This is a genomic window from Streptomyces lacrimifluminis (assembly GCF_014646095.1).
GTDB classification, from domain to species: domain Bacteria; phylum Actinomycetota; class Actinomycetes; order Streptomycetales; family Streptomycetaceae; genus Streptomyces; species Streptomyces lacrimifluminis.
Genome location: NZ_BMMU01000059.1, coordinates 1 through 21,487, shown reverse-complemented (window position 1 = coordinate 21,487; position 21,487 = coordinate 1). Strand labels below are relative to the sequence as shown.

Here is a 21,487-nt window from a genome sequence, read left to right as displayed (position 1 = left end):
CCGCATGACGTCAATCGCCAAAGCCGTCCTCACCCTGGAGCGGCAACGCTGAAGAAGCTCAATGATGCGACCACCGGGCTGATGCCTAGTTCGTGCTGGAGCCCCATAGTCAGGGCACGCATGGTTCCCCAGCCGGTGCGACCGTCTTCCGCGCACCGGGTGTACCCGTTGACGCCGGAATATTTCCTGTTGACCCATCGTTGGGCCTCGAGTACCTTCTCGTCGGCCATGTGCTTCCTCGGGATTGAGTGTTTTCACAATGTCGATGGCACACCCGCACGAGGCGCTGCTTCTGCCGCAGCCGAGTCAGCGTGACACTCGCGGCAAGGCCCGAAGCGGAGCAAGTCGGCAGGCCTGCAAGACGTTGTGCGGGGCTCTGCGCGATGAGTCCTTCAGCGCTGACGGAGGCCGCCGTCACAAGAGGTGACCGCGGCCCCTGATCTCTCCGCGCCGGGTTCAGCCGCCAGGAACAAAGCAGGTCGCGAAGGGGTCGTATTTTGTCGTTTCCCACCAATTCGATCCCACGCCCGCCTCGGGGTTCTCAAAGCGGTAGGCGCCACCAGAAGTACGTACGAACGTAACGGCGCGCGCTCTACCGAAGTACGTGACCTCGCCTGTGCTTCCCCGGAGGTGGTTGTCCGCGATACTGAAGGTGTTGCTGCCCACCTCCCCGTCTGCGTCCAGGCCCCATCTCGCCTGCAGCCTCTTCGTTGCATAGGCGGTGTTGTCGCCGAAATCGCAGTCGATGTCCGAGTAGTCGTAGGCTGTGCCGTTCTGTTCTATGGCGCCCTCTGCCCACAGGACGTACTGCCAGAGACCGACCGCATTGGATAGCTGATATCGGCCACCCGCCCAAAGAGGGCCCTCATCCCCCCAGTCATCGGTGATCGTGCCGGTGCCGAAGACGTATCCCTGCGAGATGTTTGCCGACGCAGGGCTCGTACTCAGCACCGTCACGCCCAGGGCGGCACATGCGGCAAGTGCGACCAGATTCTTCCCGATGGACATACGTTCCCCCGATTTTTGAGAGTGGGAGGCGGCAGGATTGCCCACCTCGAACGACTCGCTACGACGGGGACAGTAGCCCCGCCCGGCCGCTGGGTGTGCCGGTCGTTTGCCCCACAAAGGCACAGGGGACCGAGCAGGCTTCAGACTTGCTCTGCCTTGATCGAGGGCCAACTACCCTTGTTCCTATGTGGCACGGGGGTGTTTCTATGTGGCACGGGGGACGCAAGGGGAACGGGGACGGAGCCATTGAGTTGGCAGACGGGCCCAGGTCCAGTGAGCGCCTGTTGATCCTGGCCCTTGAGCGGTTTGGAGTGTGGCTCCGGTCCATCGTGGTCTGCCTGTGCGGTGCGCTGGGCGTCGTCGCGGCGGACGCGGCGGAGATTCCCCTGGCGGTGTCTCTGCTGGTGCCCGCTCTCCTCGCCTGCGGTGTGCGCCTTTACGCGCTGCGCCGCCCGCGCCTGTTCCCGCTCGCCCTGCTGTGGACGTTGGACGCGGCCGTGGTGGTGTTGACGGGGCTGTTTCAGCCGGTGATCGGCGGTGACGGCGCGGATGTGATGGTGGAGGCGATTGTCGGCATCAGCGTCGTCGCCTTCCAGTACGAGTGGGCGACGCGACCGGTGGCCGGGGCTGCCCTGGCTGCGTTGGGGGCCGTCGTCTACGTGCTGGGCGACGTCCTCTCCTCGCCCGGGCACAGCCCCGACCTGGTACCCCTGGTGCGCATGCTGATCCAGGTGGTCCTGTCGAGGGCCGCCTACCTCATCGTTCGGGCGCTGGCCAGGGCGGCTGACCGATCGGCCGCAGTCAGGGCGGCGGCGCGCCGGGAGATGGAAGTCGCCGCCGCACGCAGGGCGATCGAGCGCGAGTACCTGGCGACCCTGCACGACACGGCGAGCGCGACGCTGCTGATGGTCTCCCAGGGCGACGGCCGGGACTGGTCGTGGCTGCCTCCACGCGCCAGAAAGGATCTGGAGGCCATGTCCGCCGTACCCGGATTCGAGACGGGGAGCGTCGACCTCGCGGCTCTTCTCCGCTGTGTGCCCGAGGGTGAGGGACAGACCAGGGTGCGGCTCAAGACGCACATCGATGGCCCGCTCGCGATTCCGTCCGGCCCTGGGCTCGCGATATTCAACGGGGTCCGGGAGGCCGTCACCAATGTGGCACGCCATGCCGGGGTGCGGGAGGCGGAGCTCAGGGCATGGACAGAGGGGGCCGGCGCCGTCGTCGAACTGTCCGACGCGGGACGGGGCTTCGACCCGGAGTCCGTCCCCGCACGGCGCCGGGGCATCAAAGGTTCCATCATCGGCAGGATGCACGCGGTCGGAGGCTCCGCCACGGTCACCTCGCATCCGGACACCGGGACCCGCGTGCAGTGGCGCTGGCACGGCCCGGCCGGGGCGTCATCGGCAGGGAACGGAGCACCGGCGACCGGTGTACCGCGCCCGCCCCGCGCCCAGGCACAGCACACGGCCGACGTCCGCTTCATCCGCGGGCGGCTCCTTTACGGGACCCAACTGGCTGTGCTGCTGATCAGCCTGGTGTGGCAGTTCACCATCTCGCTGCGCCGGCTCGTCGTCCACCAGGACGTATACCGCTCCGCGTGGGCACAGACGGCCGCCTTCGTCTGCCTTGCCGCCGTCGCGGCGATCGGGGCCGCCTATCTGCTGCGTGGCAGGCAGATCCCGCCGAGGGTGCGAGGGTGGAGCCTGGGCTCGGTGCTGGCCGTTTCGGCGATATGCGCGTTCACGCTCCCGCCTGAGCAGTCGACAGGTGCGCCGGACTGGGCGTTCGGACTGGTCGGCTGGCACGCGCTGTTCCTGCTGGCAGACCTGCGGGTCAGGGCGTTCGCGGCGTTCCTCGGGGTGCATGTCGGGCTCAACGCGACCGCTGTGTTCCTGTCCGGGGCGCCGACCGCCGCCGAGGCGGCCATCATGGGGATCTCCACGATATCCGCCTGCGGCTTCCAGCTCTCCGTCGGTGTACTGATGACGCGCCTGCTCCACGACACGGCGCCGGCAGCGGGGATCGCGGCCGCACGGGAGGAAGAACTGCGCACCCGGGAACGCATCCACGAGGACATGCAGCGTGATCACAAGGACCGCTACCGCGCCCTGACAGCGACGACAGTGCCGCTGCTCGTGGGCCTCGGCCACGGTGTGCTGAGCCCGCAAAACGAGGAGGTCAGGCTGCGGTGCGGCGTGGAAGCCGCCCGTATGCGCCGCCTGTTCGCGGAGAGCGATGCCGTCTCCGACCCGCTGCTCAACGAGGTGCGGGCGTGCGTGGAGGTGGCCGAGCACCAGGGAGTGACGGTGAACCTGGCCGTAAGAGGCCGACCGGGTGAGGTGCCCGTGGAGGTGCGCAGGGAGTTGGTCGACCCGGTGGCGGTGATTCTGGGCCGTACCCGCTCGACCGCGCGGGTGACTGTCGTGTGGACACCCCACACGGTACGCGTGAGCGTGGTCAGCGAGGACTGCGCCGACGACCGCGACACGGAAGAGGCCGCTCAAGCCCACGGCCGTGCCACGGACGCGAAGGTGACCGTGGAAAGAACGACCCGCGGCGAAAGTGTGTGGGTGGAGGCCGGCTGGAGAAGACCGGCGACCTCCGGAGTTGACCTGACATGAGTCACAACGCACCAGTCAGCGTGGTCGTCGTCGACGACCATCCCGCCATCCTCTCGGGCGTAGAAGCGTGGTACGCCGCATCACGGCGACCCATCACCGTGGTCGCGGCCGGCAGCTCCGTAGGGGAAGCCTGGACCTCGCCGGGCAGCACGGCCGATGTCGTCGTCCTCGATCTGCAACTGGGCGAGGGCGGCCCCGCCTTCGGCAGCCTCCGAAGACTTGTCGACGCCGGGCGGCAGGTCGTCGTCTACTCGATGCGGGACGACGAGAAGACAGCGCTCAGTTGCCTGGACCTCGGAGCCGCGACCTTCCTGACCAAGAGCGAGGGCCGAGACCACCTGGTCGAGGCGACTCTGGCAGCAGCGGACGAGCGGCCCTACATGCCGCCCGCACTGGCCGGCGCGCTGGGAACAAACACCCGCGCCGACCGCCCCCAGCTCTCCGTACGCGAGGAGAACGTGCTCATCGAGTGGTTCCAGTCGGAGTCGAAGGAGCTGGTCGCGCAGCGTCTCGGCATCTCCGTACGGACGGTCAACTCGTATCTGGACCGGGTCAGGATCAAGTACGCGAACGTCGGCCGCCCCGCGCGGACCAAGGCAAGCCTGGTCGCCCGCGCCATCCAGGACGGGCTGGTCGACGTGGACGACCTCTGAGCGCGGGCAAAAGAGGACTAAGCTTGACGCCGAGGGCGAAGTCCCCCACCGCGGAATCGAAGCGCATTACGTTCACGCCCGGCTCCTCCGAAGCGATGTCCCCGGCTGATTCTCCATCAGTCGCCGTCACGGCTCCCCCGATTTATGGGAACCCACCAACGGTCCTGCTGCCAGCAGCCCGACTCGCCCTGCCTCCCAGCCCCATCGCCAACGGCACGATGGTCCTCTTCCCGCACCCTTGCTCGTCCAACGCTCCGCACGCCCCCTGCACGCTTGTCCACCGGCTGCCCTCAGCAAGGGTTCTTGGACTGCGCCGTCACTACGACACAAGGTAAAGGACAAGGAAAAACCCCAGGTCACGGCGAGTGAGTCCTGGGGTTTTCCGGAGCCGCCTTCGGGATTCGAACCCGAGACCTACGCATTACGAGTGCGTTGCTCTGGCCATCTGAGCTAAGGCGGCGCGCTGTCCACACCATGGTGCGGTCAGCAACGTCGGCAAGTCTACACAGTTTCCGGGGGTGCTCCGCACACCCCCGGAGGCCTCCGCGTCGGCGCTACGAGCACCGCTTCCCCTCCGCCGGAGGGGTCCCCCGGAGCAGATACGTGTTGATCGTGTCGTCGATGCAGTCACTGCCCCGCCCGTACGCCGTGTGGCCGTCGCCCTCGTAGGTCAGGAGGCGGGCCGAGGAGAGCTGGCGGGAGAGGGACTGGGCCCAGCGGTACGGGGTCGCCGGGTCGCGGGTCGTGCCGACGACAACGATCGGGGCCGCGCCCTTCGCCTCGATGCGATGCGGCTCGCCCGTCGGCCGCACCGGCCAGTACGCGCAGCTCAGGGAGGCCCAGGCCATGACCTCGCCGAAGACGGGGGACGCCTCCTCGAAGGACGGCAGCGCATCGCGCACCTGGTCGGGAGTGGCGTACGCCGCCGGGAGGTCGAGGCAGTTCACCGCCGCGTTGGCGAACATCAGGTTCGAGTAGCGGCCGTCGGCGTCGCGCTCGTAGTAGCTGTCGGAGAGGAGCAGCAGCCCCGCGCCGTCCTTGTCCCGCATCGCAGAGGTCAGGGACTCGCGCAGTTGCGGCCAGGTGCTCTCGTCGTACATCGCGGCGATCACGCCGGTCGTGGCAAGGGCCTCGCCCAGCCGGCGGCCGTCCGCGTCGCCCGCCGGAACGGGCGACGTGTCGAGGTGGTCGAAGAACGCCTTCAGGTTCGTGCCGACCTCCCCCTCCTCCGCACCCAGCGGGCAGTCCGGCTGCCGTACGCAGTCCTTCGCGAACGCGTCGAACGCCGTCTCGAAGCCCGCCGTCTGGTCGAGGTTCAGGCGGCGCGCGGGCAGGGAGGGGTCCATCGCGCCGTCCAGGACCAGCCGGCCCACACGGTCCGGGAAGAGCCCCGCGTACGTCGCCCCGAGGAACGTTCCGTACGACGCCCCCACGTACGTCAGCCGCCGGTCGCCCAGCGCCGCCCGTAGGATGTCCATGTCCCGGGCCGCCTCCACCGTGGACACATGCCGCAGCAGGTCAGGCGAACTGCTGCCGCAGCCCTCGGCGAACTCCTTGTACGCGCCGACCAGTTGGTCCATCTCCCGTTCGTTGTCGGGAGTCGTGTCCGTCTGTGTGTACGCGTCCATCTCGCGGCCGTCGAGGCACTCGACCGGTTCACTGCGCGCCACCCCGCGCGGGTCGACCGCGACCATGTCGTAGCGCGCGCGGACCTCGGCCGGGTAGCCGATTCCTGCGTACGCCTGCAGGTACCCGACCGCCGAACCGCCCGGCCCGCCCGGGTTCACCAGCAGCGAGCCGAGCGGCTTGCCCTTGCCCGTGGCCTTCTTGCGGGAGACCGCGAGTCTGACGTCACCCTCGGCCGGAGCCGCGTAGTCGAGAGGTGCCTTCATCGTGGCGCACTGGAACCCGGGGACGCCACACGACCGCCAGCTCAGCTTCTGCGCGTAGTACGACGCGAGGCCGTTCGGCGTGGTCGACGAACTCGCCGCACTCGTCGAACTCCCCGTGGAACAGGCGGAGACAAGCAGCGCTGCGACCGCGAGCAGTGTCCAGGTCTGACGAGGTGTGCGCCTCATATACATTCAGCGAGCGTAACCCTGCGAAACCGCATGAATACCCTCCGTCCACAACATGACTCGTACGAGTTACGTGTACCGAGTCACGACACCCGAGTCACGACACACAACGCACGACCCACGACGCACGAGTTGCTGATGCCGACGACTGTCAGCCCGCTCTCAGCGCCAGTGTCATCGCCTCCACCGCCAGCAGCGGTGCCACGTTGCGGTCCAGGGCCTCGCGGCACGCGGCGATCGCCTCGATGCGGCGAAGCGTCGACGCGGGTGAGCCGGCGCGGGCCAGGCGCTCCAGGGTGTCCTCGGCCTCCATGTTGGCGATCGCCAGGCGGGAGCCGAACTGGACGGCGAGAACGTCGCGGTAGAAGCCGGTGAGATCGATCAGGGCCAGGTCGAGGGTGTCGCGCTGCGTACGCGTTCTCCGGCGCTTCTGACGGTCCTCCAGCTCCTTCATCACGCCCGCCGTGCCGCGTGGCATCCGGCCGCCCTGGGCCGCGCCCATCGCCTGCTTCAGCTCCTCCGTCTCCTTCACGTCGACCTCCTCGGCGAGCTGCTTGGCGTCCTCCGACGCCGAGTCGATCAGCTCCTGGGCCGCCTTCAGACAGCCGCCGACGTCCTCGACGCGGAGCGGCAGCCTGAGGACGGCGGCCCGGCGCTCCCGGGCCCGCGCGTCCGTGGCGAGCCGGCGGGCGCGGCCGATGTGGCCCTGGGTGGCCCTGGCCACGGTGTGCGCGACGTTCGGCTCGATACCGTCCCGGCGGATGAGGATGTCCGCCACCGCTTCCACCGGCGGGGTACGCAGGGTGAGGAGTCGGCAACGGGAGCGGATCGTGGGCAGCAGGTCCTCGATGGACGGGGCGCACAGCAGCCACACGGTGCGCGGCGCGGGCTCCTCGATGGCCTTGAGCAGGACGTTGCCCGCGCCCTCCGTGAGGCGGTCCGCGTCCTCCAGGACGATGACCTGCCAGCGTCCGACGGCTGGTGACAGCTGGGCGCGCCGGACCAGGGCGCGGGTTTCCTTGACGCCGATGGAGAGAAGGTCGGTGCGGACGATGTCCACGTCGGCGTGCGTGCCCGTCAGGCTGGTGTGGCAGCCGTCGCAGAACCCGCAGCCGGGAACTCCGCCGAGGGCACGGTCGGGGCTCACGCACTGGAGGGCGGCGGCGAAGGCGCGGGCCGCTGTGGACCGGCCGGAGCCGGGCGGGCCGGTGAAGAGCCAGGCGTGCGTCATTTTCGACGTCTCGGGCTGGGGCTCGCTCGCGGCGACGGCGGTGACCAGGGCGTCGGCATCCCGCGCGGCGGCCTCCAGCTGCGCGCTCACCTTCTCCTGGCCCACCAGGTCGTCCCACACCGGCATGGGAACACCACCCTTCCGTCACACCTCGTCGGTCATGCCGCTTCGTCGCGCCGTTTCGTCACGGCTTGCCGCGCGAAGTCCATTGTGCGGGTCCCCACTGACAACGGGTCTCCACTGACAACGGGCTCCCACCGGCGACTGGCTCACCGGCGACTGGCACATCGGTAACTGGCTCATCGGCGACTGCCTCACCGGCAACGGCCTCGCCTCAGCGGCGCCGCCCGCCCCGCCCCCGGCCCTCGTCCCGGTCGTCGTCCACATGTGACCCGAACAGTTCGTCGGCCAGCGTCGGCAGGTCGTCCAGCGGAGTCTCCTCGGCCCAGTCGGAGCGCGGACGCCGACGAGGGGTGCCGTCGGCGTCGAGCTGGGGCAGCTCCCGCGTACGGTCCTCGCCGCCCCCGGTCTGTCCGTCAGCCTGCTCGTCCCGGAAGAACCCCGGCGGCACACGATCCGCGGGCGCACTGTCCCGCCGACCTGCGCCGTCCTCCCGTACGGCAGGCAGCACGGCGGTCTCATCGGCCGCACCCGGCACCACGGGCGGCAGCACAGCCGTCTCGTCGGCGGTCCTCGGAGGAACCGGCGGCAGCACCGCGGTCTCGTCCGCCGCACCCGGGGGCACCGGACGCAGCACAGCCGTCTCGTCCGCCGCCCGCGAAGGAACCGGCGGCAGCACCGCGGTCTCGTCCGCCGCACCCGGGGGCACCGGCGGCTTCTGCAGCTTGGCCGTCACCTCGGAGTCGGAGCCACCGGACCGCCCGCCCACCGCCGTACCGGACCCCTCAGCCCCAGTCGCGCCTGCACCACTCCCCGTATCCGGAACCGCACCCGGAGCCGCACCCGAAGTCGCACTCGTACCCGAAGCCGCTCCCCCGGCATCCGCCGCCGAAGCCGCGGAAGCCGCCGCTGCGGAAGCCGCCGCAGCAGTCGCAGCGGCCGCAGCCGCCGCCTCCGCGACGCGCCGTCGCTCCGACTCCGCGACCCGGCGTCGCTCCGCCTCCGCCCGGACCAGCGCCTCCTCGGCCTTCCGCTGCTTCTCCAGTCGGCGTTCCTCCGCCTCCGCGTGCAGCCGCGCCTCCTCCTCGGCCTGCCTGCGCCGGCGGTCCTCCTCGGCCTTGCGGCGGGCCTCGGCCTCGGCGCGGGCCTTCTCCTCCGCGAGCAGCCGTACCCGCTCCTCCTCGGCGCGGCGGCGCGCGTCCTCGGCCCGCTGCCGGGCCTCCTCCGCCTGGCGTTCGGCCTCGCGGCGCTGAGCCTCCTCCAGCTCACGGCGCTTGCGCTCCTCCTCCTCGGCGCGCAGCCTGGCCAGGGTCTCCTGGCGCTCGCGCTCGAGGCGCTCCTCCTCGGCCTTGCGCGCGGCCTCTTCCTCCGCCTTGCGCCTGGCCTCCTCCTCGGCCGCCTTGCGGGCCTCCTCCTGGGCCTTCACCTCGGCCTCGGAGAGGGGCAGCATCAGGTCGAGCCGGTGACGGACGACCGTCGTGACGGCCTCGGGCTCCTGCGCCGCGTCCACGACCAGATAGCGGCCCGCGTCGGCGGCGGCCAGCGTGAGAAAACCGGACCGCACGCGCTCGTGGAACTCGGCCGGCTCCGACTCCAGCCGGTCAGGCGCCTCGGTGAACCGCTCGCGCGCGGCCTCCGGGGAGACGTCCAGCAGGACGGTCAGATGCGGGACCAGGCCGTCGGTCGCCCAGCGCGAGATGCGTGCGATCTCCGTCGGGGAGAGGTCCCGGCCGGCGCCCTGGTAGGCCACCGACGAGTCGATGTACCGGTCGGAGATGACGACCGCTCCGCGCTCCAGGGCCGGCCGTACGACCGTGTCGACGTGCTCCGCGCGGTCCGCCGCGTACAGAAGTGCCTCGGCGCGGTGCGACAGACCGGCGCTCGACACGTCCAGCAGGATCGACCGCAGCCGCTTGCCCACCGGGGTCGCCCCCGGTTCGCGGGTGACCACGACCTCGTGGCCCTTGGCCCTTATCCAGTCGGCGAGCGCCTTCGCCTGCGTGGACTTGCCCGCCCCGTCGCCGCCCTCCAGGGCGATGAAGAAGCCGTTCGCGGCGAGGCCCTGCGCGGGGTCGTCGCCGCCGCGCACCGCGTCCCGCAGGTCGTGCCGCAGGGGTACGCCGGACCGGTCGTCAACCTTGGCCAGGACCAGCGCGGCCACCGGCAGCAGCAGCGCGCCCACCAGCATCAGCGTGAACGCCGCGCCGCCGTGCGCGAACACGAACTTGCCGCTCTCCAGGCGGTGCGGGCCGATGAGGGCCGCCACCAGGGGCGCGATCAGCGCGGCCAGCGCCACGGACACCCGTACGACCGCGTGCAGGTGCTCGGTGAGCCGCGTCCGGCGCTGGTCCTCGGTCTCCTGGTCGAGCAGCGTGTGCCCGGTGTTGGCGGCGACGCCCGCGCCGATGCCCGCGAGCCCGACGATCAGCAGCACCGTCGTCACGTCCGGGACCAGCCCGGCGGCGAGCAGCGCGACCCCGGTGAAGGCGACGGCCAGCGCGAGCAGGCGGCGCCGCGACAGCGCGACCAGCACCTTCGGTGCCGTACGGATGCCGATGACCGTGCCGCCGGTCAGTACGAGGACCAGCAGCCCGAACATCACCGGGCCGCCGCCCAGGTCCTTGGCGTGCAGGACGGCCACGGAGACGGCCGCCGCGACCGCGCCGGACACGGCCGCGCAGGCCAGGACGAGCAGCGGGATCGCGCCCGTACGGCCCGTGTCGGCGGCCGTGCCGGACTTGGGGCGGCGCAGGCCTTCGAGCGGTGACCGCGCGCGCGGGGTGCGTGTATGGGGCAGTTCCAGGGCGGTGAGCACGGACAGCGAGGCCGCGAACAGCCCGGCCGCGACATACGAACCGAAGGCCGCCTGGTGCCGGCCGAACCAGTCGATGCCAGTGCCCAGCAGGTTGTTGACGAGCCCGGCGACGACGAGCACGGCCCCCGCGAGCGGCAGCGCGACGAAGGTCGTACGCAGGGACAGGCGCCGCAGGGCGTCCATGTGGTCCGGCAACGGGCGGACCGTGGCCCCCTCCGGGGGAGGCGGGGGCAGCAGCGCGGGCGCCGCGCTCTCCCGGCACACCGTCCAGAAGCGCTCGGCGACGCCGGCCACGAAGACGGTGACCAGGAGGACGGCCAGGGCGTTCTCCTGCGTCCAGTCGATCCACAGGGGCGCGATGATCATGAGTATGGTGCGCAGCCCGTCGGCGCCGACCATGGTCCAGCGGCGGTCGAGCGGGCCCTCTCTGGAGGTGAGCGACGTGAGCGGGCCGAGCAGGACGGCGCCGAAGAGCAGCGTGGCCAGAACGCGTGCCCCGAAGACAGCCGTCACGGCAAGTGCCACGCCCCGGTAGCCGCCGCCGAACGAACCCTCGGCGACGGCCGCCTGGAGGACGAGCACCACCAGGACCAGCAGCGCGAGGGCGTCACCGACACCGCCCACCAGCTGCGCGCTCCACAGCCTCTTCAGCTGGGGCCGGCGCAGCAGGGCGCGGACGGCGCGTTCGCGGGAGTCCGCGACCAGGGCGTCGTCGGGGGCCTGGGGGATGGCCGTTGGCTGCTCGGCTGGCGTCATGCTTTCAGCCTATCGGCAGCCACCGACAGCTCGAAGTGGCCGTCCGACGTGCGACCGCCCCGACACCTGATGGTGCCGGGGCGGTCGTTTCGCCAAGCTCACGTGACGGCGGAGTGAAGATCGGTCACCGCGGTCGGTCGCGACCACTCACCGGTGTTCACCGGTGCCGTCGGGACCGACGGACTCACTCCTCGCCCGTGGCCCTCGCGGCGGTCGCGGCGGTCGCCTCCTTGGCCGGAGCCTTCTTCGCGGCCGTCTTCTTCGCGGTGGTCGTCTTGGCGGCCGTCGTCTTCTTGGCGGCGGTCTTCGTCGCAGCCGCCTTCTTGGCGGGGGCCTTCTTCGCCGGAGCCTTCTTCGCGGTCTTCTTGACCGGCGACTTGGCGCGCTTCTCGGCGAGCAGCTCGTAGCCGCGCTCCGGGGTGATCTCCTCGACGCTGTCACCGGAGCGCAGAGTCGCGTTGCTCTCCCCGTCGGTGACGTACGGCCCGAAGCGACCGTCCTTGACGACCACCGGCTTTCCGCTGACCGGGTCCGTGCCCAGTTCCTTCAGCGGCGGCTTGGCGGCGGCCCGGCCACGCTGCTTGGGCTGGGAGTAGATCTCCAGCGACTCTTCGAGGGTGATCGTGAAAAGCTGGTCCTCGGTCTGCAGCGACCGCGAATCCGTGCCCTTCTTGAGATACGGCCCGTAACGCCCGTTCTGCGCGGTGATCTCCACGCCCTCCGCGTCCTTGCCGACGACCCTGGGCAGGGACATCAGCTTGAGCGCGTCCGCCAGCGTCACCGTGTCCAGGGACATCGACTTGAACAGCGAGGCCGTACGCGGCTTGACGGCGTTCTTGCCGGTCTTCGGGGTGCCCTCGGGGAGCACCTCGGTGACGTACGGGCCGTAGCGGCCGTCCCTGGCGATGATCTGGTGGCCGGACTCGGGGTCGGCGCCCAGCTCGAAGTCGCCGCTCGGCTTGGCGAGCAGCTCCTCCGCCAACTCGACGGACAGCTCGTCGGGGGCGAGGTCCTCCTGCACGTCCGCACGCTGGTGGTTCTCGGAGTCCTTCTCGCCGCGCTCGATGTACGGGCCGTAGCGCCCGACGCGCAGCACGATGTCGTTGCCCACCGGGAACGACGACACCTCGCGCGCGTCGATCGCGCCCAGGTCGGTCACCAGCTCCTTGAGACCGCCGAGGTGGTCCCCGTCGCCGTTGCCCGCCTCGGCCGCGCCGCCGACGGCGGGAGCACCCTTCGCGCCCTCGCCGAAGTAGAAACGCCTCAGCCACGGCACGGACTTGGCCTCGCCGCGGGCGATGCGGTCGAGGTCGTCCTCCATCCGGGCGGTGAAGTCGTAGTCGACGAGCCGCCCGAAGTGCTTCTCCAGGAGGTTGACGACGGCGAAGGACAGGAAGGACGGCACGAGGGCCGTGCCCTTCTTGAAGACGTATCCGCGGTCGAGGATGGTCCCGATGATCGACGCGTACGTCGACGGGCGGCCGATCTCGCGCTCTTCGAGCTCCTTGACCAGCGACGCCTCGGTGTAGCGGGCCGGGGGCTTGGTGGCGTGCCCATCGACCGTGATCTCCTCGGCGGACAGGGCGTCGCCCTCGTTCACCTGGGGCAGGCGGCTCTCGCGGTCGTCCAGCTCGGCGTTCGGGTCGTCGGCGCCCTCGACGTACGCCTTCAGGAAGCCGTGGAAGGTGATCGTCTTGCCGGATGCGCTGAACTCGGCGTCACGGCCGTCGGCGGACGTACCCGCGATCTTCACGGTGACCGAGTTGCCGACCGCGTCCTTCATCTGGGAGGCGACCGTGCGCTTCCAGATCAGCTCGTAGAGCCGGAACTGGTCGCCCGTCAGGCCCGTCTCGGCCGGGGTGCGGAAACGATCGCCCGACGGGCGGATCGCCTCGTGCGCCTCCTGCGCGTTCTTGACCTTCCCGGCGTACGTCCGCGGGGACGAGGGCAGGTAGTCGGCACCGTACAGCTGGGTGACCTGGGTACGGGCAGCGGTGATCGCCGTCTCCGACAGGGTCGTGGAGTCCGTACGCATATAGGTGATGAAGCCGTTCTCGTACAGCTTCTGCGCCACCTGCATGGTCGCCTTCGCCCCGAAGCCGAGCTTGCGGCTGGCCTCCTGCTGGAGCGTCGTCGTACGGAACGGGGCGTACGGAGAGCGGCGGTACGGCTTCGACTCGACCGAGCGGACGGCGAAGCTGGTGTCCGCCAGGGCGGCGGCCAGGGCGCGGGCGTTCGACTCGTCCAGGTGGAGGGTGTTCGCGCTCTTCAGTTGTCCCAGGGAGTCGAAATCGCGGCCCTGTGCGACACGCCTGCCGTCGACGGTCGCGAGGCGGGCGACCAGCGACGACGGGTCCGACGAGTCCCCGGCGCGGCCGGTCGCGAAGGTCCCCGTCAGGTCCCAGTACTCAGCAGAACGGAAAGCGATGCGCTCGCGTTCCCGCTCCACCACGAGCCGGGTCGCGACCGACTGGACACGGCCGGCCGACAGGCGCGGCATGACCTTCTTCCACAGGACCGGCGAGACCTCGTAGCCGTAGAGACGGTCGAGGATGCGGCGGGTCTCCTGGGCGTCGACCAGCTTCTGGTTCAGCTCGCGCGGGTTGGCGACGGCGGCCTGGATCGCGGCCTTGGTGATCTCGTGGAAGACCATCCGCTTGACCGGGACCTTGGGCTTCAGGACTTCCTGGAGGTGCCACGCGATGGCCTCGCCCTCGCGGTCCTCATCGGTGGCGAGGAAGAGTTCGTCGGAGTCCTTCAGCAGGTCCTTGAGCTTCTTGACCTGGGCCTTCTTGTCCGCGTTGACCACGTAGATCGGCTGGAAGTCGTTTTCGACGTCCACCCCGAGGCGGCGCACCTCACCGGTGTACTGCTCGGGTACCTCGGCGGCGCCGTTGGGGAGGTCGCGGATGTGCCCGACGCTCGCCTCGACGACATATCCGGGGCCGAGATAGCCCTTGATCGTCTTCGCCTTGGCAGGGGACTCGACGATGACGAGTCGGCGGCCGCCCTGTGCGGTCTCGCTGGTCGGGGACAACTTCGCTCTTCTCTCCGGTCGACACTCGGGGTCTCCCCCGGCCTTGTTCCCGGGGTCGGGTCATGCTGACGCTGCGGAGTGTGACGGTACATCCCGCCCCCGTGTCAAACGGGAAAAGCCCGCAACGGCCACTCGAACGGTAACCCGACTACCGCCATTCCTGCCGCCCGGAGTATCGACCCGCTCCTTCGAGCCTATGCGGACGGTGACCCACCGGTTACCGGCACGGCGCCGCCGTATGCGCCCCCGGTACGCCTCTCGCCCACCTCACACACGGGTCAGGCACCATGCGCCGACCCCGAGGGCGACCAGCGCGGCGACGCTCGCCAGGACCGCCGATGCGACGGGGTTCACACCGAGGGCGACAGGCGCACGGTGCCGTACCCGGGCCGCGGTCCACACCAGCAGCCCGCCCCCGAACAGGGCGAACACCACTCCCACGAAGATCGCCGGTCCGCTCTCCATACCCCTGTGCGCCCCTTTCCTCCCGCCCGGGAGTCCCCGGCCCCGGGAGGCTGGCACGTCCGGGAAGCGTCCGTGCGAACCCGAGGTGAACGCCGGGCGGACGGCGGCCACGCGCCCCTGTGAGACCCGCCGGACGGCCTCGGAGCCGGCGTACGAACGGGCCGGCCGACCACGTTCCGTCGCGGGCGGCCGTGAATCTCACAGCCAGTGACACGCGGCCCGCCCCGACCGGCGGCTCCAACTCGGCGTGAATATGCCGCCCGAACCTCGCCACCCACACGCTCGGTACGACGTCCCAGGCGCCGCGAGCGGTCGACCCGCGCCACCCGCACGCTTGTCCACGCCTCGCGCGCCGCCCCTGTGCCTCCCGCTGCCGTACGGCGGAGGGATACGCGACCTGCCGTACCCCTGTCGGCCGCGGAGCCCCCATCCAGCGTGGTCGGCACGGTGTGGACACCAGCCTCACGACGGCGGAACCGGCAGTACAGGGCCCTACAACACCCCGCGCCGGCACGCGCTCACTCGCCCGACGGCTCCAGGAAGCCCTGCTCCACCAGCAACCGGATCTGCGCGGGCGTGCGGTCCCGCAGCGACACCGGGTCCTCGCCGACCAGTTGGGCGATGGCGTCCAGAATCCGCCCGGCGCTCAGTGTGCCGTCGCACACGCCGACGAAGCCCGCGCCGACCGTGTCCACCTTGGTGGCCCGGCGCATCCCGCGGTGCTGGCGCAGCACCACGTGCTCCGGGTCCTCGGCGCCGGGCAGCCCGACCTGCTCCTGCACGACCTCGTCCGCCAGTCTGAAGTGCCCGGCGAGCAGGGCCGCGTCGTCATGCGCGCGGAGGTGGTCCAGGCGCTCGAAGTGCGCCCGAACCGTGTCCCCGAGCGGTTGTTCGACGGGATGCGTCCACTCCTCCACGGTGATCGACGGCGAGGCCGCCGACGTCCTCCGCAGCGTGATCCAGCCGAACCCGACCGACCTCACCTTGCGCGCCTCGAACTCGTCCAGCCAGCCGTCGTACCGCGCCCGGTACTCCGCCGGGTCGGAGCGGTGGTCGCCGGCGTCGCGCAGCCACAGCTCGGCGTACTGCGTGACGTCCTGCACCTCACGCTGCACGATCCAGGCATCGCACCCGCGCGGCACCCAGGACCTCAGCCTGTCCTGCCAGTCCTCCCCCTCCACGTGCTGCCAGTTGGCGAGGAACTGCGCGAACCCGCCCTCACGCAACCGCTCCCCCGCCTCCTGAACGAGCGTGCGGCACAGATCGTCCCCGCCCATCCCGCCGTCCCGGTACGTGAGCCGCGCGCCCGGCGAGATCACGAACGGCGGGTTGGAGACGATCAGGTCGTACGTCTCGTCCGCCCGGACCGGTTCGAAGAGCGAGCCCTCGCGCAGGTCGGCCGCCGGAGCGCCGGACAGCGCGAGCGTCAGCGCGGTGATGTGCAGGGCGCGGGGGTTGAGGTCGGTCGCCGTCACGCGCGTGGCGTGCTGGGCCGCGTGCAGAGCCTGGATCCCGGAGCCGGTGCCGAGGTCGAGCGCGGAGCCGACCGGCGTACGGACGGTGATACCGGCGAGGGTCGTGGAGGCCCCACCCACCCCGAGGACGACACCCTCGTGGTGACTGCCGATGCCACCGGCGCCGCCGACCGCACACCCCAGGTCGGACACGATGAACCAGTCCTCGCCCCCCGGCCCGCCGTACGGCCGTACGTCGACGGCGGCGGCCACCTCGCCACCGCCCCCGGAGTCGGTGCCGACGGCGACGAGCCACCCGCTCGACACACACTCGCCGACGGGCAGCACGCCCGCCACACGCGCGCGGGGCACGGCTTGCTGCAACAGGAACAGCCGTACGAGCAGTTCCAGCGGCGTGTCGCCACGGGTCGCCCGGAGCGCGGGCACGGTCTCGCTGCGGGCCAGGGCGGCGTACGCGGGCGCGCCGAGCAGGTCGAGCAGCCCGTCGGCGGTGAAGTCGGCGGCCAGAAGGGCGTCCCGGAGGCGCGCGGCGGCATCGGGGCGGTCGGCGGAGGGCAGGGCATGCAGGCTGGCGTTACTCACGCCTCCATTGTGTCCGCCCTGCCGCTTTGCCGCGCACGCCTGTGGACAGACGCGCGCGGACACCCCGTACACCTGTGGAAAACTCCCGCCGCGGCGCGGCAGGACCGGTCGGAGAGATCAGCTGGCCGTCGAAGAGGCCGCGGGGGACGCGGAGGTCGACTTGCAGCTCTCCTGCTTGGCCATCGACTTGCCGACGTCGCCCTCCTCCAGGGCCTTCAGGGCGTCGTTCCCGCTCTGGCTGAGCTTGTCCAGCTGAGTGGCGACGCCCTTGAGACCGTCGGCGAACTTCGCCTGGTTCTTGGTGTCGAGTCCGTCCACCTGCTTCTTCAGACCCGCGTAGGAGGCCGAGATCTCGTTGAGTTCCTTGACGGCGTTCGCCTTCTTCGTCTCGCCGTCGTCAACGTTCGGCGCGCCCGCGGTGTTCACGGCGGTACCGATCGCCTTGTAGGCGTCCGCCATGTCCTGGAAAGCCTGCGCGTCGGTCTTCTGGACGGCCTCCGGTGTGCTGTTGTCGGAGGTCTCCTTCTGGATCGCGGCGTTGGCGGCCTCGATCTTCTGTGCCTGCGGTTTCACCGCGTCGCACACCTGCTTGGCCCAGGCATCCAGCTTCTCGTTGCCGTCGTCGCTGCTGCATCCCGACAGCGCCAGTACCAGTACCGCACCGCCGGACAGTGCGACCGCGAGCTTCTTGTTCACCGGATTGGTCCCTTCCATGGCTCTCGGCCCCGGAACATACACGCCAACTGGGCGACATCGGCGTGACGGGCATCCGCTTGATGTGTTATTGCAGCCATTTGCACCAAGAGAGAGAAGGCTCACGGAAAAGGCGTGCAACCCACCGCAAGCGGGCGGACGGCGCGTCACAACGCGCCGCCCGCCCGCCAGTTGGCCGGTTCTGACCGGCCGTAACGCTCCACGGGAGACGAATCCGTGGTCCGCGGACCCTGCTGGGGCTACGAAACCACCGCGGGATCGGCCGACTTGGCCGCCGGCTCCGCCTCCTCCCCCTCGTCCTCCCCGGCGACCCCTCGCCGTTTGGAGACGTACACCGCACCCACGATCACCGCGATCGCCAGGACGGCGATGACGATGCGCAGGGCGAGGTTCTCGTCGTCGCCGTAGCTGAACTTGATGATCGCGGGCGCGACGAGCAGCGCGACCAGGTTCATCACCTTCAGCAGCGGGTTGATGGCCGGGCCCGCGGTGTCCTTGAACGGGTCGCCCACCGTGTCGCCGATGACGGTCGCCGCGTGGGCCTCGCTGCCCTTGCCGCCGTGGTGGCCGTCCTCCACCAGCTTCTTCGCGTTGTCCCACGCGCCACCGGAGTTGGCGAGGAACACCGCCATCAGCGTGCCGGTGCCGATCGCGCCCGCGAGAAACGCGCCGAGCGCGCCGACACCGAGCGTGAACCCGATGGCGATGGGCGCCAGGACCGCCAGCAGCCCGGGCGTGGCGAGTTCCCGGAGCGCGTCCTTGGTACAGATGTCGACGACGCGCCCGTACTCCGGTTTCTCGGTGTAGTTCATGATCCCGGGGTGCTCGCGGAACTGCCGCCGCACCTCGTAGACGACAGAGCCCGCCGACCGCGAGACCGCGCTGATCGCCAGCCCGGAGAACAGGAAGACGACCGCCGCGCCGGCGATCAGGCCGACCAGGTTGTTGGGCTGCGAGATGTCCATCACCAGGTTCATCGGCCCGCCCTCGCCGACCTTCTCGCCCACGTCGCGCGCCGCGGTCGTGATCGCGTCGCGGTACGACCCGAAAAGCGCCGCCGCGGCCAGGACGGCTGTGGCGATGGCGATGCCCTTGGTGATGGCCTTGGTGGTGTTGCCGACGGCGTCCAGGTCGGTGAGCACCTGCGCGCCCGCGCCCTCGACGTCGCCGGACATCTCGGCGATGCCCTGCGCGTTGTCGGAGACCGGCCCGAAGGTGTCCATCGCGACGATCACACCGACCGTGGTGAGCAGGCCGGTGCCGGCCAGTGCCACCGCGAACAGCGCCAGCATGATGGACGTACCGCCGAGGAGGAACGCCCCGTACACGCCGAGGCCGATCAACAGGGCGGTGTAGACGGCCGATTCGAGCCCGATGGAGATACCGGCGAGGACGACGGTGGCCGCGCCGGTGAGGGAGCTCTTGCCGATGTCCCGTACGGGTCGGCGGGTGGTCTCGGTGAAGTAGCCGGTTAGTTGCTGGATCAGGGCCGCCAGCACGATGCCGATGGCCACCGCGAGGAGCGCGAGGATCCGCGGATCGCCGCCCTTGCCGGAGATCGCCGCGTCGGTGACCCCGTCCAGATCGGCGTACGACGACGGCAGATAGACGAAGACGGCGATCGCGACGAGTGCGAGCGAGATCACAGCGGAGATGAAGAATCCGCGGTTGATCGCGCTCATGCCGCTGCGGTCGGAACGCCTCGGCGCCACCGCGAAGATGCCGATCATCGCCGTGAGTACGCCGATCGCGGGCACCAGGAGCGGGAAGGCCAGCCCGGCGTCGCCGAAGGCGGCCTTGCCGAGGATCAGGGCGGCGACGAGCGTCACGGCGTACGACTCGAAGAGGTCGGCCGCCATGCCGGCGCAGTCGCCGACGTTGTCGCCCACGTTGTCGGCGATGGTCGCGGCGTTGCGCGGATCGTCCTCCGGGATGCCCTGCTCGACCTTGCCGACCAGGTCGGCGCCGACGTCGGCGGCCTTCGTGAAGATGCCACCGCCGACACGCATGAACATGGCGATGAGGGCTGCGCCGAGGCCGAAGCCTTCGAGCACCTTCGGCGCGTCGGCCGCGTACACCAACACCACGCAGGAGGCGCCCAGTAGGCCGAGACCGACTGTGAACATGCCGACGACGCCGCCCGTACGGAAAGCGATCTTCATCGCTTTGTGAGAGACGTCGGTGAGATCCTTTTCCGGCTCGCCTTCCGCCGGTGTCGCTTCCCGTGCCGCGGCGGCGACACGCACATTGCTGCGCACGGCGAGCCACATGCCGATATAACCGGTGGCCGCCGAGAACGCGGCGCCGATCAAGAAGAACACCGACCGTCCGGCGCGCTGATTCCAGTCGTCCGCGGGCAGCAGCATCAGCAGGAAGAACACGATCACGGCGAATACGCCGAGCGTGCGCAACTGCCGTGCCAGATAAGCGTTCGCGCCTTCCTGGATCGCCTTCGCGATCTCCTTCATGCTCTCGGTGCCCTCGCCCGCCGCGAGCACCTGGCGTACCAGGACCCCGGCGACCACGAGCGCCGCCAGGGCGACGACGCCGATGACCATCACGATCATCCGGTTGTCGTCGGTCAGTACCGCGGCTGCGAAGGTTGTGGGCTGGTCGAACCGATGAGGGGTAGAAAGCCCCGCCATTCGTCCTCCTTGACGCTTGGGCTGAGCTCAAGATGTGGACGGGATTGTAGGTACCGGAAGCTGATCAAAACAGTACGCGGAAACGGAATAGATCGCCCCATGCTATTCAGCAAATGATCCGCAGAAGATCCATGGAAGATCCCCGGGTGATCCATTGACCCACATGGCGTAATGCCGCAGACACATTGACGCGTGATCGAATTACCGCGCATCGGATCGTGAATACCTTCACGAAGGGATCGTGAATACCTTCACTAATTCCGGCGCGCCCGCCCACAAAAACGCCAAGGGCCCTGCTCAGCAGGGCCCTTGAGGCTTTACGGGGGGGGAGTCGGGGTGGGGTGTCAGGGGAGGAGCGTGACCGGCGGCGTGGTTGGCCAGCTCATGCGGATCGATCCGCCGTTCTCCCCCGCGGTGACCTCGACGTCGTCGACGAGGCCGCTGATGACCGCGAGGCCCATCTCGTCCTCCTCGGCATCCACGTCCACGCCACCGTCGGCACCCGGAGTGTTGGCACCGGGAGTCGAGCGGGGCGCTTCGTCGCCGACCTCGATGGAGAACAGCTTCTCCTCCTCGATCAGCGTCACCCACACCGGCTCCGAGATGCCCCCGCTCTGGTGCAGTCCGACGGCACGGGAGCAGGCCTCGCCCACGGCGAGTCGCACCTCGTCGAGTACGGCCTCGTCCACTCCGGCCCTGCGCGCCACCGCTGCCGCCACCAGTCGGGCGGTCCTGACGTGCTCGGGCAGCGCGCTGAAGCGGAGTTCAACGGTGGCCATGCATCCCCCTCGGAATACGGGCGTGCGGTCAGGGGGTCGGGTCGCCGAGACCCGGACCCCCCTCGTTAACTTCTTCCGTCATCGGACGCACGTACGAGTGACCGCACACGCGTCCGGTAAACGGCCGTCAGTCGGTGGCCGCCACCGCTTCGTCGACCGAGGTGTGAATCGGGAACACCTTGGTCAGACCGGTGATGCGGAAGATCTTCAGAATGCGCTCCTGGTTGCAGACCAGGCGCAGCGAGCCCTCGTGGGCACGCACACGCTTCAGGCCGCCGACCAGCACGCCGAGCCCGGTGGAGTCGAGGAAGTCGACGCCCTCCATGTCGACGACGAGGTGAAAACTCCCGTCGTTGACCAGCTCGACCAGCTGCTCACGCAGCTTGGGCGCGGTATAAACGTCGATTTCGCCACCGACCTCGACGACCGTACGATCGCCGACGGTACGGGTCGACAGGGACAGGTCCACGGATCCTCCAGCACCTTGCTATCGAGCGGTCATCCCAAG

14 protein-coding genes and 1 tRNA gene are annotated in these 21,487 nt (G+C 70.0%); 2 read left to right on the top strand and 13 right to left on the bottom strand.

Annotated features, from left to right (window positions below; translation table 11 throughout):
• Positions 1 to 29 precede the first annotated feature (29 nt).
• Together IEY89_RS38655 and IEY89_RS38650 are read right to left on the bottom strand one after the other, a co-directional pair.
• Positions 30 to 230 carry a hypothetical protein gene (locus IEY89_RS38655; protein ID WP_189152212.1) on the bottom strand — a complete coding sequence of 67 codons (201 nt, stop codon included), beginning with the start codon at positions 228 to 230 and terminating at the stop codon, positions 30 to 32.
• A 226-nt stretch (positions 231 to 456) separates the two neighbouring features.
• A complete protein-coding gene (locus IEY89_RS38650) occupies positions 457 to 1,008 on the bottom strand; it encodes a peptidoglycan-binding domain-containing protein (RefSeq protein WP_189152210.1) in 552 nt (183 codons plus the stop codon).
• Between the two features lie 251 nt (positions 1,009 to 1,259).
• Here IEY89_RS38650 and IEY89_RS38645 point away from each other — a divergent pair, with 251 nt between their 5' ends.
• Positions 1,260 to 3,629, top strand: coding sequence for a sensor histidine kinase (locus IEY89_RS38645; protein WP_229695689.1), 2,370 nt, complete (start codon positions 1,260 to 1,262; stop codon positions 3,627 to 3,629).
• The gene (locus IEY89_RS38640) at positions 3,626 to 4,282 is read left to right on the top strand and encodes a response regulator transcription factor (protein ID WP_189152209.1); all 657 of its coding nucleotides are present in this window, start codon (positions 3,626 to 3,628) and stop codon (positions 4,280 to 4,282) included. Before IEY89_RS38645 ends, IEY89_RS38640 begins: the two co-directional genes overlap by 4 nt.
• A gap of 386 nt (positions 4,283 to 4,668) precedes the next feature.
• Here IEY89_RS38640 and IEY89_RS38635 read toward each other — a convergent pair.
• The 11 genes from IEY89_RS38635 to bldG all read right to left on the bottom strand — a co-directional run bounded on the left by IEY89_RS38635 (position 4,669) and on the right by bldG (position 21,448).
• Positions 4,669 to 4,742 (bottom strand) — tRNA-Thr (locus IEY89_RS38635).
• 94 nt (positions 4,743 to 4,836) lie between these two features.
• Positions 4,837 to 6,366, bottom strand: coding sequence for an alpha/beta hydrolase (locus tag IEY89_RS38630; protein ID WP_189152208.1), 1,530 nt, complete (start codon positions 6,364 to 6,366; stop codon positions 4,837 to 4,839).
• 145 nt (positions 6,367 to 6,511) lie between these two features.
• Positions 6,512 to 7,717: a DNA polymerase III subunit delta' gene (locus IEY89_RS38625; RefSeq protein ID WP_189152207.1), complete on the bottom strand. Its 1,206-nt coding sequence runs from the start codon at positions 7,715 to 7,717 to the stop codon at positions 6,512 to 6,514.
• Positions 7,718 to 7,925: 208 nt separating this feature from the next.
• Entirely contained in the window at positions 7,926 to 11,282 is a 3,357-nt protein-coding gene (tmk, locus tag IEY89_RS38620; protein WP_189152206.1) for a dTMP kinase, read from the bottom strand.
• A gap of 184 nt (positions 11,283 to 11,466) precedes the next feature.
• Entirely contained in the window at positions 11,467 to 14,319 is a 2,853-nt protein-coding gene (gene topA / locus IEY89_RS38615) for a type I DNA topoisomerase (protein WP_189152205.1), read from the bottom strand.
• 267 nt (positions 14,320 to 14,586) lie between these two features.
• A complete protein-coding gene (locus tag IEY89_RS38610; protein WP_189152204.1) occupies positions 14,587 to 14,784 on the bottom strand; it encodes a hypothetical protein in 198 nt (65 codons plus the stop codon).
• A gap of 518 nt (positions 14,785 to 15,302) precedes the next feature.
• A complete protein-coding gene (locus IEY89_RS38605) occupies positions 15,303 to 16,841 on the bottom strand; it encodes a DUF7059 domain-containing protein (RefSeq protein ID WP_189152203.1) in 1,539 nt (512 codons plus the stop codon).
• Between the two features lie 117 nt (positions 16,842 to 16,958).
• Positions 16,959 to 17,555, bottom strand: a complete 597-nt coding sequence (locus IEY89_RS38600; RefSeq protein WP_189152202.1) for a small secreted protein — start codon at positions 17,553 to 17,555, stop codon at positions 16,959 to 16,961.
• A 239-nt stretch (positions 17,556 to 17,794) separates the two neighbouring features.
• Positions 17,795 to 20,200 carry a sodium-translocating pyrophosphatase gene (locus tag IEY89_RS38595; protein WP_189152201.1) on the bottom strand — a complete coding sequence of 802 codons (2,406 nt, stop codon included), beginning with the start codon at positions 20,198 to 20,200 and terminating at the stop codon, positions 17,795 to 17,797.
• 344 nt (positions 20,201 to 20,544) lie between these two features.
• On the bottom strand, positions 20,545 to 20,979 hold the full coding sequence (locus IEY89_RS38590) for an ATP-binding protein (RefSeq protein ID WP_189152200.1): 435 nt from the start codon (positions 20,977 to 20,979) through the stop codon (positions 20,545 to 20,547).
• A 127-nt stretch (positions 20,980 to 21,106) separates the two neighbouring features.
• Positions 21,107 to 21,448, bottom strand: coding sequence for an anti-sigma factor antagonist BldG (gene bldG, locus IEY89_RS38585; protein ID WP_005475923.1), 342 nt, complete (start codon positions 21,446 to 21,448; stop codon positions 21,107 to 21,109).
• Positions 21,449 to 21,487 lie beyond the last annotated feature (39 nt).